This is a genomic window from Streptomyces sp. MMS24-W38 (assembly GCF_059889265.1).
Map to the genome: position 1 here is coordinate 2,257,521 of NZ_JCBCPP010000001.1, position 15,183 is coordinate 2,272,703.

The 15,183-nt window shown below is 71.4% G+C and carries 11 protein-coding genes; 7 read left to right on the forward strand and 4 right to left on the reverse strand.

Annotation, left to right across the window (positions count from 1 at the left end):
* Positions 1-659: 659 nt before the first annotated feature.
* The 4 genes from AC6F7H_RS08985 to AC6F7H_RS09000 are packed head-to-tail and all read right to left on the reverse strand — an operon-like array spanning position 660 to position 5,373.
* On the reverse strand, positions 660-1,733 hold the full coding sequence (locus AC6F7H_RS08985) for a hypothetical protein (protein ID WP_500756380.1): 1,074 nt from the start codon (positions 1,731-1,733) through the stop codon (positions 660-662).
* A gap of 47 nt (positions 1,734-1,780) precedes the next feature.
* The gene (locus AC6F7H_RS08990; RefSeq protein WP_500756382.1) at positions 1,781-2,728 is read right to left on the reverse strand and encodes an N-acetylneuraminate synthase family protein; all 948 of its coding nucleotides are present in this window, start codon (positions 2,726-2,728) and stop codon (positions 1,781-1,783) included.
* A 12-nt stretch (positions 2,729-2,740) separates the two neighbouring features.
* Positions 2,741-4,009, reverse strand: a complete 1,269-nt coding sequence (locus AC6F7H_RS08995; protein WP_500756383.1) for a cytidylyltransferase domain-containing protein — start codon at positions 4,007-4,009, stop codon at positions 2,741-2,743.
* A 32-nt stretch (positions 4,010-4,041) separates the two neighbouring features.
* A complete protein-coding gene (locus AC6F7H_RS09000) occupies positions 4,042-5,373 on the reverse strand; it encodes a DUF6716 putative glycosyltransferase (protein WP_500756384.1) in 1,332 nt (443 codons plus the stop codon).
* Positions 5,374-5,571: 198 nt separating this feature from the next.
* On the opposite strand from AC6F7H_RS09000, the gene AC6F7H_RS09005 reads away from it, so the two are divergent.
* From AC6F7H_RS09005 to AC6F7H_RS09035, 7 genes are all read left to right on the forward strand, one after another.
* The gene (locus AC6F7H_RS09005) at positions 5,572-6,552 is read left to right on the forward strand and encodes a glycosyltransferase family 2 protein (RefSeq protein WP_500756385.1); all 981 of its coding nucleotides are present in this window, start codon (positions 5,572-5,574) and stop codon (positions 6,550-6,552) included.
* Positions 6,549-7,883 (forward strand): alpha-2,8-polysialyltransferase family protein, encoded by a 1,335-nt coding sequence (locus AC6F7H_RS09010; RefSeq protein ID WP_500756387.1) that lies wholly within the window; start codon positions 6,549-6,551, stop codon positions 7,881-7,883. The genes AC6F7H_RS09005 and AC6F7H_RS09010 overlap by 4 nt, the downstream gene beginning before the upstream one ends.
* A 136-nt stretch (positions 7,884-8,019) precedes the next feature.
* Positions 8,020-9,282, forward strand: coding sequence for a hypothetical protein (locus AC6F7H_RS09015; protein ID WP_500756388.1), 1,263 nt, complete (start codon positions 8,020-8,022; stop codon positions 9,280-9,282).
* Positions 9,279-11,501 carry a polysaccharide pyruvyl transferase family protein gene (locus AC6F7H_RS09020; RefSeq protein WP_500756390.1) on the forward strand — a complete coding sequence of 741 codons (2,223 nt, stop codon included), beginning with the start codon at positions 9,279-9,281 and terminating at the stop codon, positions 11,499-11,501. The genes AC6F7H_RS09015 and AC6F7H_RS09020 overlap by 4 nt, the downstream gene beginning before the upstream one ends.
* A gap of 122 nt (positions 11,502-11,623) precedes the next feature.
* Positions 11,624-12,589: a glycosyltransferase family 2 protein gene (locus AC6F7H_RS09025; protein WP_500756392.1), complete on the forward strand. Its 966-nt coding sequence runs from the start codon at positions 11,624-11,626 to the stop codon at positions 12,587-12,589.
* Positions 12,590-12,592: 3 nt separating this feature from the next.
* Positions 12,593-13,948: a polysialyltransferase family glycosyltransferase gene (locus AC6F7H_RS09030; RefSeq protein WP_500756394.1), complete on the forward strand. Its 1,356-nt coding sequence runs from the start codon at positions 12,593-12,595 to the stop codon at positions 13,946-13,948.
* Positions 13,949-14,073: 125 nt separating this feature from the next.
* Positions 14,074-15,159 (forward strand): acyltransferase, encoded by a 1,086-nt coding sequence (locus AC6F7H_RS09035; protein WP_500756395.1) that lies wholly within the window; start codon positions 14,074-14,076, stop codon positions 15,157-15,159.
* Positions 15,160-15,183: the final 24 nt, after the last annotated feature.

Consider the following 15,183-nt stretch of genomic DNA (forward strand, 5'->3'; position numbering starts at 1 on the left):
GGGACAGCCAGAACCTACTCGGCGGAGGACGGGCCCGTTTTACCTGTGAACGGGAAGAGCGGGTAGCCCTCCGCACACTCACCCCCGGGTGGGTGGTACGGCCAACCCATTCCGAACCGGTACAGCAAGGTCAGTGCGATGACAGCCGCGAGCGGCACGAGCCACATGGCCGCCACCCCTCCCTGAGGGCGCCACCGCCGCAGCGTGAGTTGGAGCAGAAACAACAGCAGGGTCATGCAGAGCCACACGACAGGCATCAGCATCTGCAGCCCTATGTTGTTGCTGGCGTCGTTGCCGAGCGGGCAACTCGCCCACGACCGAACGGTCCAGGCTGTGCCGCCGTACACACCCAAGGCGGCCAAGGCGGGAGCCAGCATGTACCAGCCGCACCCCGGCGCGGAAGTGGGCGCCCCACCTTCTGTCTTCAAGACGTGCACCACTGTCCTCCCCTGGAAACCACGCCGCACGGGCAAGCGGACCGGCCGACGTTCCCGCGGCGACCGAGCTGCTTCACTCACGCTGACCAGAGAACGATCGATTCGGTTCCCGCTCGAGCCCCTTGCCCTGATCGGCCGAACGGTTCCGGGCCGTGCATGTGGTTGCGGCGGACATCCAGGACCGCACCCGCTCGCGCGGCAGCACTCGTGACAGAACGGGCCTCAGACCGCAGGTGCCGCCGAGACCGCCGAGAGGCGGTGGACGTCGCGGGCTGTGCCGGTGACGCCTGAGAGGAAGCCCTGGGCGCGGGGGGAGGCGTTCTCGGTGAGCCAGGCGGGGTTGATGTCGCAGACCGCGATGCGCACCTCCGTGCCGGACAGGGCGAGGGGGAGGGTGTGGACGACGGTCGACGGGAAGCTGAGGACGGTGCCGCCGATGGGGCCCCGGCGGGCGATCAGCTCCAGGGGGAGTTCGGGGCGGACGATCTCGAGGCCCGTCTCGACCGCGAGCCGGTGGAGTTTCTCGGTGCTCTCGCGGCGGTGGGCGAAGTAGCGGGTCGCGCCGTGGGTCTTGGCGAGGGAGCGGACGGCCTCCAGGTAGGCGTCGGCGTCCACCACGCCGGTCTCCACCAGGGAGGTGCCCACCATGTCGGCGGTCCTGGTGATGCGGGGCGGGCCGAACCGGGCCCTGGTCCAGGCGAAGGCGTTGGCGCTGACGGTGACTCCGGGCGGGATGTCCGCCACCGGCATCGAGGAGAAGACCTCCACCCGGCGCCGGCCGCCCGGGGTGAGCCTGCGCCGGGCGACGCCGGACACCGGGGCGAGGAGCAGGTCCCGGGGGCCGCGCCGGCCGCCCTTGCGGTGCCAGCGCACCAGGCGTTCGCCGCGCGCGAGTTGGCCGACGAACTCCATGGTCGCCGTGCCGTCGTCGACGACGACGAGGTCGTGGGCCCGGGTGATCGTCAGCAGGAGCTGTACGTACCGGGAGAAGGGGTCCCCGAGGATGACGCGGTCGGCCCGGCGCAGCGGGCCGGCCAGGCCGGCGATGGTCTGGAAGGGTGCGGCGGCTCCGCCGCGCGCCTCCTCCCAGCGGACCTCGTGGCCCTCCTCGCGGGCCAGTTCGGACATGCGGCGCAACTGGCCGCGGGTCATGGGGTCGACGGGGGACAGCACCACGAGGGTGAGCCCCGCGCCGGGCGCATGCGCGTGCGCCCACTCCAGCACGTTCAGCAGCTGTACCGGGCTCTCGACGAAGGCGAGAGTGTGGGAGCCGGCGTTCCCGGCGCGGGGGCTCATCGACGTACGACCGTTCCCGTCGTCAAGGGGATGGTGGGTGGGGAGAGTCAGACGGTCAGCGGCTCGCCGGCGGCCGCGGCGATCTCCGCCTCGGCGACGACGCCGGGGACCCGGCGGAGCTTCTTCATCGGGCCCAGCTCGGACTCGTAGACCTTCTTGACGCCGTCGCCGAGGGAGGCCTCGATGGTGCGGATGTCGCGGACGAGGCGGGTCAGGCCCTGCGGCTCGACGGACGCGGCCTGGTCGGAGCCCCACATGGCGCGGTCCAGGGTGATGTGGCGCTCGACGAAGGTGGCGCCGAGGGCGACCGCGGCCAGGGTGGTCTGCAGGCCGGTCTCGTGGCCGGAGTAGCCGATCGGGACGTTCGGGAACTCCTGCTGGAGGGTGTTGATCATCCGCAGGTTCAGTTCCTCCGCCTTCGCCGGGTAGGTGGAGGTGGCGTGGCAGAGCAGGATGTTCTCGCTGCCCAGGACCTCGACCGCGTGGCGGATCTGCTTCGGGGTGGACATGCCGGTGGAGAGGATGATCGTGCGGCCGGTGGCGCGCAGGGCGCGCAGCAGCTCGTCGTCGGTGAGGGAGGCCGAGGCGACCTTGTGGGCGGGGACGTCGAACTTCTCCAGGAAGGCGACGGCCTCGGTGTCCCACGGGGAGGCGAACCAGTCGATGCCCTTCTTCTTGCAGTAGGCGTCGATCTGGCCGTACTCCTCCTCGCCGAACTCCACGCGGTGGCGGTAGTCGATGTACGTCATCCGGCCCCAGGGGGTGTCGCGCTCGATGTCCCACTGGTCGCGCGGGGTGCAGATCTCGGGCGTGCGCTTCTGGAACTTGACGGCGTCGCAGCCGGCTTCGGCGGCGGCGTCGATCAGCTTGAACGCGTTCTCGATGTCGCCGTTGTGGTTGATGCCGATCTCACCGGTGACGTACACGGGGCGGCCGGGGCCGGCCTCGCGGGTGCCGAAGCGGCGGATGCGGGCGCTGGGGTTCACGGTGCTCATGACGGTGTTTCCTTACTTGGGGAGGGAATCGAGAGAGGGGCCGAGGATCCAGCTGGCGATCTCCCGGATCGCGCCGTCGCCACCAGGGAGGGTGGTGACCGCGCGTGCGGCGCCGCGCACGACGTCGTGGGCGCTCGCGACCGCCACGGGCCAGCCCACGAGGGCGAAGCACGGGAGGTCATTGACGTCGTTGCCGACGTAGAGCACGCGCTCGGGCGCGATGCCCTGTTCCTCGCACCACTGCTTCAGTGCGAGGTCCTTGCGGTCGATGCCGTGCAGCACGGGGAGCTTGAGCTTGCGTGCGCGGGCGGCGACGATCGGGTTCTGTTCCGTGGACAGGATCAGCATCTTCAGTCCGCTCCTGCGCAGGGCGGCGATGCCGAGTCCGTCGCCGCGGTGCACGGCGACGAACTCCTGTCCGTCGGCGTCGATCAGCACCCTGTCGTCGGTCTGGGTGCCGTCGAAGTCGAGGACGACCGCGTCGATGTCGTCGGCGGTCGGGAGGGCGTCCGGCCGACCCGCGTCGAAGAGCGGGGCGAGGGCGCGGGCGCGGGCGAGGTCGTGCGGGTCGTCGATCTCCAGGACCCGCGCGGGGTCGGTGCGGACGAGTTCGGTCCGGCCGAAGAAGCGGTGCTGGTGCTCGCGGAAGCCTGCCGCGTCCATCGCGTAGGCGGCGCCGGTCTCCAGGAGGTCCTGGGGGCGGTCCTGGCGGCGGGGGCGGAACGACTTGTCGTGGTTGACGCCGAACCCGCCGCTGCCGGCGTCCGGTCGGGTGTCCGCCGTCGTCGCGTCCGTCGAGTCCGTCGCGTCCCGCCAGACGAAGCCGTGGAAGGGAGCCACGGTCACCGCCGTGTCGGCGCCCTGCTCGGCGACCGCGCCGGCCACCCCGTCGATGTCCTCGCGGACCAGGAAGGGGCTGGTGCACTGGACGAGCAGGACGACGTCCACCGGGGCGCCGTGCAGGGCCTCGTGGGCGTCCATGGCGTGCAGGACGGCGGCCTCGGAGGTGGCGAGGTCGCCCGCGATGGCGGCGGGGCGCAGCACGATCTCGGCGCCGGCCTGCCGGGCGGCGGCGGCGATGGCCTGGTCGTCGGTGGAGACGACGACGTCCGTGACGTGGCGCGCGGCCCGGCACTCGCGGACGGCGCGGGCCACCAGGGGTACGCCGCCGACCGGCGCGAGGTTCTTCGCGGGCACGCCCTTGGAGCCGCCGCGTGCGGGGATCACGGCGAGCACCCGGCGCACCGGCGCACCGCTTCGGCCCGCTTGCGGTTCGGTCATGGGATCAGCTCCTCGAGCAGGAAGGGAGGCGGTCACAGTTCGCCCATCCGACGGATCACCGGGGCCACCCGCTGGACGCCGTGCCGGTAGGCGCCGCGCGCCGCGCGGCGCACGATCTGCCGGACCGGCCCGGGCTCCTTGTCGGCGGCGGGGGCGCCGGGCAGCGGGGTGCCGTCCGGGCCGAGGTGGTGGCGGGCGAGCAGGCCGGGCAGGTAGCCGGGCGCGGTGACGGGCGTGTAGTACGGGGCCAGCGGCGGCAGGCCGCCGGGGCGGTCGAGCAGCTCGGCGACGCGGGCGCGGGCGGCGTCGAAGGCGGTGGCGTACGAACCACCCGTCGCGACGCCCTGCCGGGACACCCACTCCTCGTCCGGCACGGGCTGGTGCCCGGCGTCGAGCTGGTCCCAGGAGGCGAGGCAGCCGGAGCCGACGAAGTGGTGGTTGCCGAGTGCCTCGCGCACCCCGAGGTCGGTGAGGACGACGGTCGGGATGCGCCGGTGCAGGGACTCCAGGGCGGCGGTGGAGCTGATCGTGACCAGCAGGTCGGTGCGGTCCAGCACCTCGCCCATGTGCCCGTACACCAGGCGGAAGTTGGACGGCGGGTCGAACCGCTGGACCAGCTTCTGGTACGGCAGTTCCTCGATGTGCGTGGTGTGCTCGCCCGGCTTGGAGCGCAGCTTGAGCAGCACCTCGCGCTCGGGGTGCCGGCGGGCGTGCTCGATCAGCCGGTCCAACAGGTAGGTGCGGTCCTTGCGGCTCTCCGGGACGGAGGGCTGGGCGGCGAAGACGACCGTGTAGGGGTCGTGCTCCCCCTCCCCGGGGTGGGCGGCGCCGCCGAGGAAGGGCAGCGCGACCTCGGTCACCGAGCCGGCGTCGGCGCCCACTCCTTCGTACACGACGCGGAAACGGTCCGCGTCCTGGCGGGAGTTGGCGAGGACGAGGTCGGCGCCGTGGCGCAGCAGCAGGCCGTCGGCGAGCTTCTCGTAGACGACGCCCACGTATCCGGTGACCACGACGGGCCGCTTCGGCCGGCCGGCGGGGCCGTCCTCCCAGACGCGCCCGAGCCCGTGCAGCATCGCCTGGACCCCGCCGCCGACCAGGGCGAGGACGAGGACGTCGTACGACTCCTCCCGCATGGTGTGCAGGAACTGGACCGCGGTCACCTCGTGGAGGGCGTCCGCCTGGACGCCGACCTCTTCGAGCTGACGGGCGGTGGGAGTCGCACGGCCCCGCAGGAGATAACCGTCCAGCCGGATGTCCGAGTCCTCCGGGGCGATGCGGTTCGCGGTGAGCGCGCCCCATTTCCACCGGGTGTCGGAATCCGCGAGGACGGCGACTCGCAGGGTCTTCGTTGCACTTACTGGCACGGCGAAGACGCTAGGAAGCAATTTCCAGCAGTGGCCCAACCCGAATCCAACAAACGGTTAACAGAAGATCGCCGAATGACGAATCGGCCCGTCCGGCGTCTGAAAAAATGTCCGCTTCACTGCTTCGACACGCGTCGTTCACCGCGTATCCAGGTGCGGGTAAAGGCGGATGACGGGCCGCCGCCTAACGTCGGCGACGTGCTCAAGCTCTCCGTCATCGTGCCGTTCTACAACGTGCGCCGATACGTCCCCGATGCCCTGCGGAGTCTGCGCGCCAACGCGCGGGACGACTTCGAATTCATTCTCGTCGACGACTGCTCGACCGACGGGACCGCGGATCTCCTCGCGCGCGCGGAGCGTGAACTGCCGGGGGCGGTACTGGTCAGACATGAACAGAACGGCGGTCTCGCGACCGCCCGCAACACCGGCATCGACCGGGCCCGCGGCGAGTACCTGACCTTCCTGGACGGTGACGACTGGCTGGCACCCGGCCACTGTGCCCGGCTGGTCTCCGTGATCGAGGACCTGGACTGCGACTTCGTCCGCACCGACCATGTGCAGTGCACGGCGCGGGCCCGTACCGTGCACCGCGTCCCGCACGGCCGGCGCAACGTGCCGCTCGACCCGCGCGACGCGATCCTCCCCGCCCACCGGACCACCTCCGTCGACTACGCCTACGCCTGGGCGGGCATCTACCACCGCAGGCTCGTCGAACGGGGCCTGCTGCACTTCACCGACGGACTGCGCACCGCCGAGGACCGGCCCTGGATCTGGAAGCTGCACCGGGAGGCGGAGTCCTTCGCGGTGACCAGCCTGCTCGGGGTGTTCTACCGGCGCGGTGTCCCCTCGTCACTGACCCAGATCGGCGACGCCCGGCAGCTCGATTTCATTCGCGCGTTCGACCAGGTGATCGAGGAGACCGCGCGGGATTCCGAGGCCGCGACGCTGCTGCCGAAGGCCGTGCGCACCTACTGCGCCATCATTTCCCACCACCTGGGATCCATCGAAAGGTTCGAGCCGTCCGTGGCCCGGAAACTGAAGGACATGGGCACCGCCGCGCTGCGGCGCATGCCGCAGGACGTGCTCGACGACGCACTCGACTCGATGGACACCGAGCGCGCCGGCCGGCTGCGCCGGCTGCGCCGCCGTCCGGTGCCGGCCGCGGAGGTCGCCGCGTGACCACTCAGATCTTCATGGCGTCGACCCTCTACGGGGCGGCCACCCTCGCCGCCGCCCTGGACTCGGGTTGCTTCGCCCCGGCCGGCCGGCGGATCCTGCTGGTCTCCAACAACGCGACGACGCCCGAGACGACGCCCACCGTGGACGAGATGCCCGGGTTCGAGCGCCTGCGGTCCCGGTTCGACGACGTGCTGTCGTGGAACGAGACCGTCTTCCCGTTCCACCCCGGCAGCTGGGCGCCGCGCCTCGAGGACGTGCCCCTGTGGGAGCGCCATCTGCGGCTGCTGTGGAACCTGGGCGACGACGACGTGGCGCTCGTCGTGGAGTCCATCCAGGTCAGCCCGGCGCTCGGGGTGGCGCAGATCTTCATCGACGCGCCCGTCACCGTCTACGCGGACGGTCTGATGAGTTACGGCCCCACCCGCAACAAGATCGACCCGCTGGTCGGCACCCGGGTGGAGCGGTTGCTCCACCTCGACCTGGTGCCGGGGCTCGAGCCGCTGCTGCTCACTGAGTTCGGGGTGGCACCGGAGGTGGTGGCGACCCCGGCGTTCACCAAGGTGCTGACCGAACTGGCGGACACCGGCGCCGAGTTGCCCGATGTGGCGGAGCCCGCGCTGCTCCTGGGCCAGTACCTCTCCGCACTGGACATCCTCTCCGCCGAGGAGGAGGAGAACCTGCATGTGCGGATGCTGAAGGGCGCGGTGCACCTCGGTCACAGCCGGGTGGTGTTCAAGCCGCACCCCACGGCCCCGGCGCGCTTCACCCGCACCCTGGAGGAGGAGGCCGAGCGGCTCGGCGTCGACCTCACGGTGGTGGACACCCCGGTCCTGGCCGAGGTTCTGTACCAGCGGATGCGCCCGGCCCTGGTCGTCGGCTGCTTCTCCACGGCCCTGCTGACCGCGTCCGCCCTGTACGGCCTGCCGGTCGCCCGGGTCGGCACGGACACCCTGCTGGACCGGCTGACGCCCTACGAGAACAGCAACCGGATCCCGGTCACCATCGTCGACGCGCTGCTGCCGGCTCCGACGGACGCGGCGGCGGTCGCCGAGCGGCGCGGGGCCATGGGCACCGACGCGCTCGGCGACCTGGTCCGCGCCGTCGGCTTCGCGATGCAGCCGAAGATCCTCTGGGAACTGCGGCCGCAGGCCGAGCGCTACCTGTCCACACGGCTGGACGGCGGCACCCGGCGGTACTTCAAGAAGCGGCGGCTCACCTCGCTGGGCCTGCCCGGCGGCGTTCCGCAGCGTCTGGCGTTCCTGCGGCACAACGCGACGGCACGCAGAGTGGTGCGGCGTGCGCGGGCCGTCCGGCGCGCGGTCAAGCGGTGAGGAACGACGTGCGGCCGGGCGGCGGGGACCGGTCGGCTGTCCGAAGGACAGTGTTCACCGTTCATCCGCCGGAAAGCCACCCTCGGCTCGTGACAGTGGGGCACATTCGGCCTCCGATCCGAGAACGGTGGAACGTATGACGAACCCCCTGGCGGGACTGTTCAAGGCACGGCAGAAGAAAGCCGCCAGGCCGGCCCTGTTCGCCCGGAGCACGCGCCTGTGCGGCGAGTACCTCGCGGCACAGGGCACCACGCCCGCCCCCGCCCGGCTGACGCAGGCCATCGGCGCCTTCGCCGTCTCCCTCGAGACCCCGTCCGCCGACCCCTTCGACGCCCTGCTCCAGGTCGGCGAGCGTGCGCTCGAGACCGGTGGGGACGGCGCGTTGCGCCTCGCCCTGGGCGTCGCCGAGACGGCGACCCTGATCCGTCAGCGGTCCAAGGGCGCCTGGCGGCTGCACGGCCTGGCCCTGGACGGGCTCGGTCGTGACGAGGAGGCTCTGGAGAGCTACGAACGCCACCTCGCGCTGCGGCAGAACGGCTCCGAAGCACCCGAGATCGCCCGCAGGGTCGACACCCTGCGCCGCCGGAAGGCGTGCCTGGACGCGGCCGTCGCCCTCTCCCCCGGGGCCGACTCCCCTCTGCACGGCCCGCATGGACGGCCCAGCGCGAGCGCGGCGCCCGAATTCGCCGCCCACGTAAGGGCACGGGTGGCCGAGCGCGGCATCGCCGACCCCGACGTACGGCGCCTGCTGGCGCTGTACGGCACGTACCGACGGCTCGTCGAGCGGACCGGAACACCCGACCCGCTGCTCGGCGGGAGCACCCCGATCGGCGTCAGTGGTCTGCGCGGCCTGGTCGCGGGGCGGACGGTGTGCCTGGTCTCGCACGGCGGGAACGCGGCCGGGAGCGCAGCCGGGAACGGGCTGGGCGCCGAGATCGACGGCTACGACCTGGTGGTGCGCTGCGACTCGTTCCGCATCCGCCCCAAGGACACCGGCGAGCGCACCGACCTGCACGCCGTCTCGTTGCGGGGCGACACCCCGTGGAACGGGCCCGCCTGGACCGAGCCGGCCGGCATCCGGCTGGTGTTCGGCGACCCGGCCGCAAGATGGCGCCGCGCCACCCGAGAGCGGCTCGTGCCCGGGGCGCAGGAGCACATCGGTGACGCCTCCCTGCGCCGGCCCCTGACCGACCCCGCGCTGCTGGGTGAGGACAGCTGGGAAACGGCGACCACCACCGCTTTCACCGTCCTGAGGCTGCTGGACTTCCTGGATGTCAGCCCCCGGCTGGACCTCATCGGCTTCGGCCTGCCGGGCCGGCTGCGGCCGAGGGAAGCCGAGTGGGTCATGGACCGTGCGACGCGCGTCGACGACAGCAAGATGAGGATCGCCCTGAGATGACCCACTCCTCCGCGGACGACCGGAGCACTGTCACCGGCAGACGCCGGATGGCCTTCGCCGTCCACACCGACTCCGACCGCGTGCCCGCTCTCCCCACGCTGATACGCAGCCTGGCGCTGACCAACCCGGGCGTGTGCGAGGACTTCGTGGTCCTGCACCCGGGGCTGCCCGACGCCGCGTTCGACGCGCTGCGCCGCCTGCACCCGCGGATCGTCACGCGCCGGGCGGACAGCCGCACGGACCTCTTCCGGCTGGAGGGCTACGACACCGTCATCGCCCTCGGTCCGGCCATGGTCGTCCTCGGGGACATCGGTGAGCTGCTGCGGATGCGCCGCGGTGTGGGCGCCGTACCGCAGTTGCTGTGCGACGCGGAGGGCGGTGCGCGGCGCGTCGTCCTGCCCGACGGCCTCCTGGTCGTCCAGCGCGCCGACGTGGACGACGCCGTGGCGGTCCGGTTCGCCGACGTCCTCGAGGAGGACGGTCCGGACGCGCCGGCGGACGTCCTGGTCCCGCTGGACGCGCGCTACGACTTCCTCTCCCGGCGGCTGTACGACGACACGCCGGTGCCCCCGAACGTCGCCGTCCTCCACTTCACCGAACCGTTCGACGCGCCCGGGTACGGTCCGGCCGCCGAGGCGCGGCGCCGCTTCGAGATGAGCGACGACGACTTCCGGGCCGCCTACTGCGCCCTGCCCGGCGGCAAGCACCCCGATCTCCTGGCGCACTGCGCCCCTCCCCTGCTCGAGGCGCGCCCCTCCCTCGACCTCGCCCGCACGGTGGCCGACGTGTACCGCCGGCAGGGCCGCCACGACGAGGCCGTCGACGTCCTGGCGCCCGTGGTGGCGGACCGGCTGGACGCGCCGCGGTGCCACGAGACGCTCGGCCTGTCGCTGATGGCGCTGTCGCGCTACGACGAGGCCGAGGCCCACCTGCTGCTGGCGGCGGCGTCACCCGATGTCGCCCCGCGCGCCTTCGCCCAGCTCGCCCGCCTGGCGTGGCTGTGCGGGCGGGAGGAGGACGCGCACGCGTACGCCCGGGACGGCCTGGACGCCGACCCCACCGACGCCGGGTGCCACAGCTGGTACGTCCGTACCCGCGCGAAGGGTCCGGAACCGCGGCGGCCGGCCGCCGCCGCGGACCAGCTGGCGCACGTGGCGCTGTTCGCGGAGGGGCAGGAGAACGCCGGGGACAAGGTCCTGCCCGAGGCCGTGCGCATGTGCTTCGACGCCGACACCGGGCCGCGCCGCTGGTACCCGCAGCCGGTGCACCACCTGGTCGACGAGGCGGCGCTGGAGCGGCTGAACGCCCGGCGCGGGGTGATCGTGGGCGGTGGCGGGCTCTTCCTCCCGGACACCTCCCCCAACGGCAACAGCCACTGGCAGTGGAACGTCCCGGACGGGATCCTGGCCCGGATCACCGCTCCCCTGGCGGTGTTCGCGGTCGGTTACAACGTGTTCGACGGGCAGCTCTACCGCCGGGCCCGGTTCGCCGAGAGTCTGCGGGTCCTCGTCGAGCGGTCGGCGTTCTTCGGGTTGCGCAACCACGGCTCGATCGAGCGGGTCCGCGAGCTACTGCCCGAGGAACTGCGCGACCGGGTGCGCTACCAGCCCTGCCCGACCACGGTGGCCCGGTATCTCGTCCCGGGACTGCTCGACCCGGCGGAGCGGTCCGACACCGTCCTGGTCAACTGCGCGTACGACCGCGCGGGACTGCGGTTCGGCCACGACTACGGCCACTTCCTCGCCCAGATGGCCACCGCACTGCGGGCCCTGCGGGAGAGGGCCGACGTGCGGTACGCGGCCCACATGCCCGCCGACGAGAAGTTCGTGCACGACCTGCGCCGGGAGCACGGCCTCAGTCTGCCCGTGGAGCAGCTGTACGACATGTCGAACGACGGCATCCGCGATCTGTACGGCCGGTCGCGGCTGGTGATCGGCATGCGCGGGCACGCGGGCATGATCCCCTTCGGCTGCGGCACCCCGATCCTCAGTCTGGTTTCCCACCCGAAGCTCGCCTACTTCCTGACCGACATCGGCCGCGCGGAGTGGGGGCTGTCCGTGCACGACCGGGAACTCGGCACACGGCTCACGGAGCGGGCCGCGGCGATCCTCGACGACCACGCGGCAGCCGTGGCGGACGTGCACGACGCGCAGAAGTTCCTGTGGGAAACCACCCGGTCGAACATCGACGAACTCCGGGAGACCTTCGGCCGAGCGTGAGACACCGAGAATTCACCTGTGACGCGTACGGAATTCACCTCTCCGCCTCGGGCCGCATCTTCCCTTTCGAAAAAGTCGACAGACTGTTCCCCATCTCCCTCCTTCAAGCGTGAGAGGCCCCCGTGCCGAGATTGTCCGTCGTCGTCCCCATGCACAATGTGGGAGCGTTTGCCGAAAGCACGCTGCGAAGCCTCGCCAACAACGCGGGACCCGATGTCGAGTTCCTGCTCGTGGACGACTGTTCCACGGACTCCACCTCCTCGGTGATCGACCGGTGGGCGGAGCGGCGGCCCCGCGCCAGGGTGATCCGGCACGAGAAGAACATGGGGATAGCCCAGGCGCGCAACAGCGGTATCGACGCGGCGGACGGCGAGTTCATCACGTTCCTCGACGGTGACGACTGGTACGGGCCCGGCCACCTCGCCGAACTGGTGCGTGCCATGGACGAGTTGGGCTGCGACTTCGCCCGTACCGATCACGTCCAGGCCACCGGCACCGAGCGGGTGATCCGGCGGCCCTCGGCACCGGCGCGCAACATCGTGATGGATCCGCGCGAGGGAATAGCGCCGGCCGACATGGAGACCATGGTCGACTACCCCTTCGTCTGGGCGGGGATCTACCACCGGCGTCTCTTCGACGACGGCGGCATGCGCTTCGCGACCGAACTCCGCACGGCGGAGGACCGGTTGTGGATCTGGCAGCTGCACCTGAAAGCCAGGACGTACGCGTCCCTCGGTGTGCACGGCGTGTTCTACCGGCGGGGCGTGGCGACCTCGCTCACCCAGATCAAGGACTCCCGTCAGCTGGACTTCATCCCGTCGTACGACACGCTGCTGCGGGAGCTGCAGAAGGACCCGGAGGCAGAACGTTTCCTCCTCAAGGCCGTACGGACCTACTGCGCCATGATCGCCTTCCACATCGGCAAGGCGGACGAGTACGAGCCCTCGGCGGCGCAGCGGCTGCGGCGGGAGACGCGAGACGCGCTGCACCGCATGCCCCAGCATGCGCTCGAGGAGACCCTCAGAACCATCGACAGCACTCGGAGCAGGCTGCTCAGCCGCCTGCGTGACGGGCGGAAGGCTGCCTGATCCATGTCCCGCAAGACCCAGATCTTCCAGGTCTCGACCCTCTACGGAGCGGCCACCCTCGCCGCGGCGCTCGACGCGGGCCTGTTCGGACCGCACGACGGGGCCCGGCGCATCCTGCTGGTCTCCAACAACGCCGCCATACCGGAGACCGCCCTGCGGCTCGACGAGATGCACGGCTACGCACGCATAGCGGGCCGGTTCGACTCGGTGGTCAGCTGGAACGAGGCGATCAGTCCCCACCACCCCAGCGCCTGGGGCCCACGGGGCAACGACACGGTGATGTGGCAGAAGGCGTTCCGTCTGCAGTGGGGCATCGGCGAGCGGGACCTGATCGAACTCGCCGTCGAGTCGATCCAGGTCAACCCGGCCCGCGCGCTGGCGGCGATCTTCTCCGAGAGCACCGTCCACGTGTACGCCGACGGCCTCATGAGCTACGGCCCGACCCGGGACAAGCTGCCGCTGACCATCGCCCGCCGCATCCGGCGGCTGCTCCACCTCGACCTGATCCCCGGTCTGAAGCCCTTGCTGCTGTCCGAGTACGGCGTCGGGCCCGAGGTCGTCCCGGACGAGGCGTTCCGCGAGGTGCTCGACGAGATCTCCCGGGACGCGGCGGACGACCCGCGGTTGGCGCCCGTCCTGGAGGAGGCGCCGACGGCCGTGCTGCTCGGCCAGTACCTGGCGGCGATCAACATCCTGAGCGCGCAGGAGGAGGAGGACCTCCATGTCCGCATGCTCACCGGAGCCGTGCGCGCCGGCCACCGGTCCGTGGTCTTCAAGCCCCATCCGACGGCACCCGCCGGCTACTCGGCGGCACTGAGCAAAGCGGCGGCGGACGCCGGGGTCCGGCTCACCGTGCTGGACGCGCCGCTGCTGGCCGAGACGCTGTACCACCACTGCCGTCCCGCACTCGTCGTCGGCTGTTTCTCGACGGCGATGGTGACCGCCTCCGCCTACTACGACGTGCCCGTCGCACGGGTGGGGACCGGACTGGTGATGGGGCGCCTCAAGCCCTATCCGAACAGCAACCGCGTGCCCCTGGCCGTGGTCGACCATCTGGTACCCGATCTGGAGCGCGACCAGGACCCGGCGCTCGTCGGCACGGCCCCCGAGACGTTGTCACCGCTGGTGAGCGCGATGGGTTTCTGCATGCAGCCCAAGACGTACCCGCAGTTGCGGGAGTCGACGGCCGACTGGCTGCGACGCAACCTGGCCGGCAGCCCCGGCCACTACTTCCCCGAACCGCGGCTGGCCGAGCTCCGCCTTCCCGGCAGCAAGCCCCGATCGCGCGCCAGGCTCCAAGTGAGCCGGGCGAAGCGCGTGGTGCGCAGGACGGTACGGCGCGGCGTCCGGAAGGGGTGACGCAACCCCGGCCACCGGAAGACCAGCCCTCTCACCCGCCCCGGGCCGCCAACCGAGACTCACCGGTCACAGTGGAGCCATTCACTCGTCAACTCCCGTACACCGGGCACACGGAGAGTGGCCCGGTGCCGAACGACACCGCAGTGCTCCTGCCGCAGCAGCAGAGCAGCGCTCCTTCCGGACAGACCGCCGCACCGCGCGAACACCGCTTCGACATCGACCTGATGCGGCTGATCTGTTCCGCCACCATCATGCTGGGACACGTGGGCGCCCAGTTCATCCGCTCCACCGGCAACGATCCGGAGAACGGCTCCGGATCGTACTGGGCGGGACACGTGGCGGAGGCGATCAACCCGTTCGCCGTTCCCATGTACTTCGCCATCGCCGGCTGGGCCGTGCTGGTCGGCGCGCCCCCGCGGGACAGCGCGCGGATGTGGCAGCGGATCGTCCGCAACCTCGTTCCGCTCTTCGCGTGGACGGCGATCTACCTCGTCTGGGCCTGGCTGCGCGACCGCAACGACCGGCCCGTGACCGAGCTGGCCACGGACTCCCTCTTCGGCTCCGTGCAGCCCGCCTACCACCTGTGGTTCATGTACGCCTACATCCCGATCATCACGCTGCTCGCCTTCGCGGTGCTGCTCAAGGCCGGCAAGCGGCCCTGGGGACTCGGGGCGGCCCTGCTCGGCATCGCGGTCCTCCCCAGCGTGCTGACCACTCTCGCCGAGGTGACGGATCACGAGATGCCGTCCTCGGCCTGGGGCTTCGGCACCTACTCACTGGTGTACGCGGTCGGCGGCGCGCTGCTGTTCTCCCTCCCGGCCTGCGCCGTGCGGTCGCGTTGGCCGCTGTTCCTCCTGCTGCCGCTCACCATGGTCGGGGCCCTCTGGTACAACACGCAGATCCATTACGTGATGCCCAACGCGCATCTGTTCGTCGCCCTCATGAGCATCTGTGTGCTGCTTCTGATCAGCAGGGTCAGGGTTCCCGAGAAGCGGCGGCCCCTGCTGCGGAAGCTGGCCAACGCCGCGCTCGGCGCGTACATGGTGCATGTGCTGTTCGTCGAGGAGATCGTCGCCCCGCTGGTGTCGCCGGACTTGAGCGGACCGGTGGCGGGGCTGCTCCTGGTGGGCCTGCTGATCACCGTCATCGCCCTGTCGTTCGCCACCAGCCTGCTGTGGGGGAGGTTGAACCTGCGACGCCTGCTCGGCTGAGTCGACCGGAGCGCGTACGCATGG

What these genes read in the sequence shown, in the direction of transcription:
- AC6F7H_RS08985 (WP_500756380.1), bottom strand. Translation starts at nt 1,733, where the DNA reads ATGAGCCCCCGCGCCGGGAACGCCGGCTCCCACACTCTCGCCTTCGTC.
- AC6F7H_RS09030 (WP_500756394.1), top strand. Translation starts at nt 12,593, where the DNA reads ATGTCCCGCAAGACCCAGATCTTCCAGGTCTCGACCCTCTACGGAGCG.
- AC6F7H_RS08990 (WP_500756382.1), bottom strand. Translation starts at nt 2,728, where the DNA reads ATGAGCACCGTGAACCCCAGCGCCCGCATCCGCCGCTTCGGCACCCGC.
- AC6F7H_RS09020 (WP_500756390.1), top strand. Translation starts at nt 9,279, where the DNA reads ATGACCCACTCCTCCGCGGACGACCGGAGCACTGTCACCGGCAGACGC.
- AC6F7H_RS08995 (WP_500756383.1), bottom strand. Translation starts at nt 4,009, where the DNA reads ATGACCGAACCGCAAGCGGGCCGAAGCGGTGCGCCGGTGCGCCGGGTG.
- AC6F7H_RS09015 (WP_500756388.1), top strand. Translation starts at nt 8,020, where the DNA reads ATGACGAACCCCCTGGCGGGACTGTTCAAGGCACGGCAGAAGAAAGCC.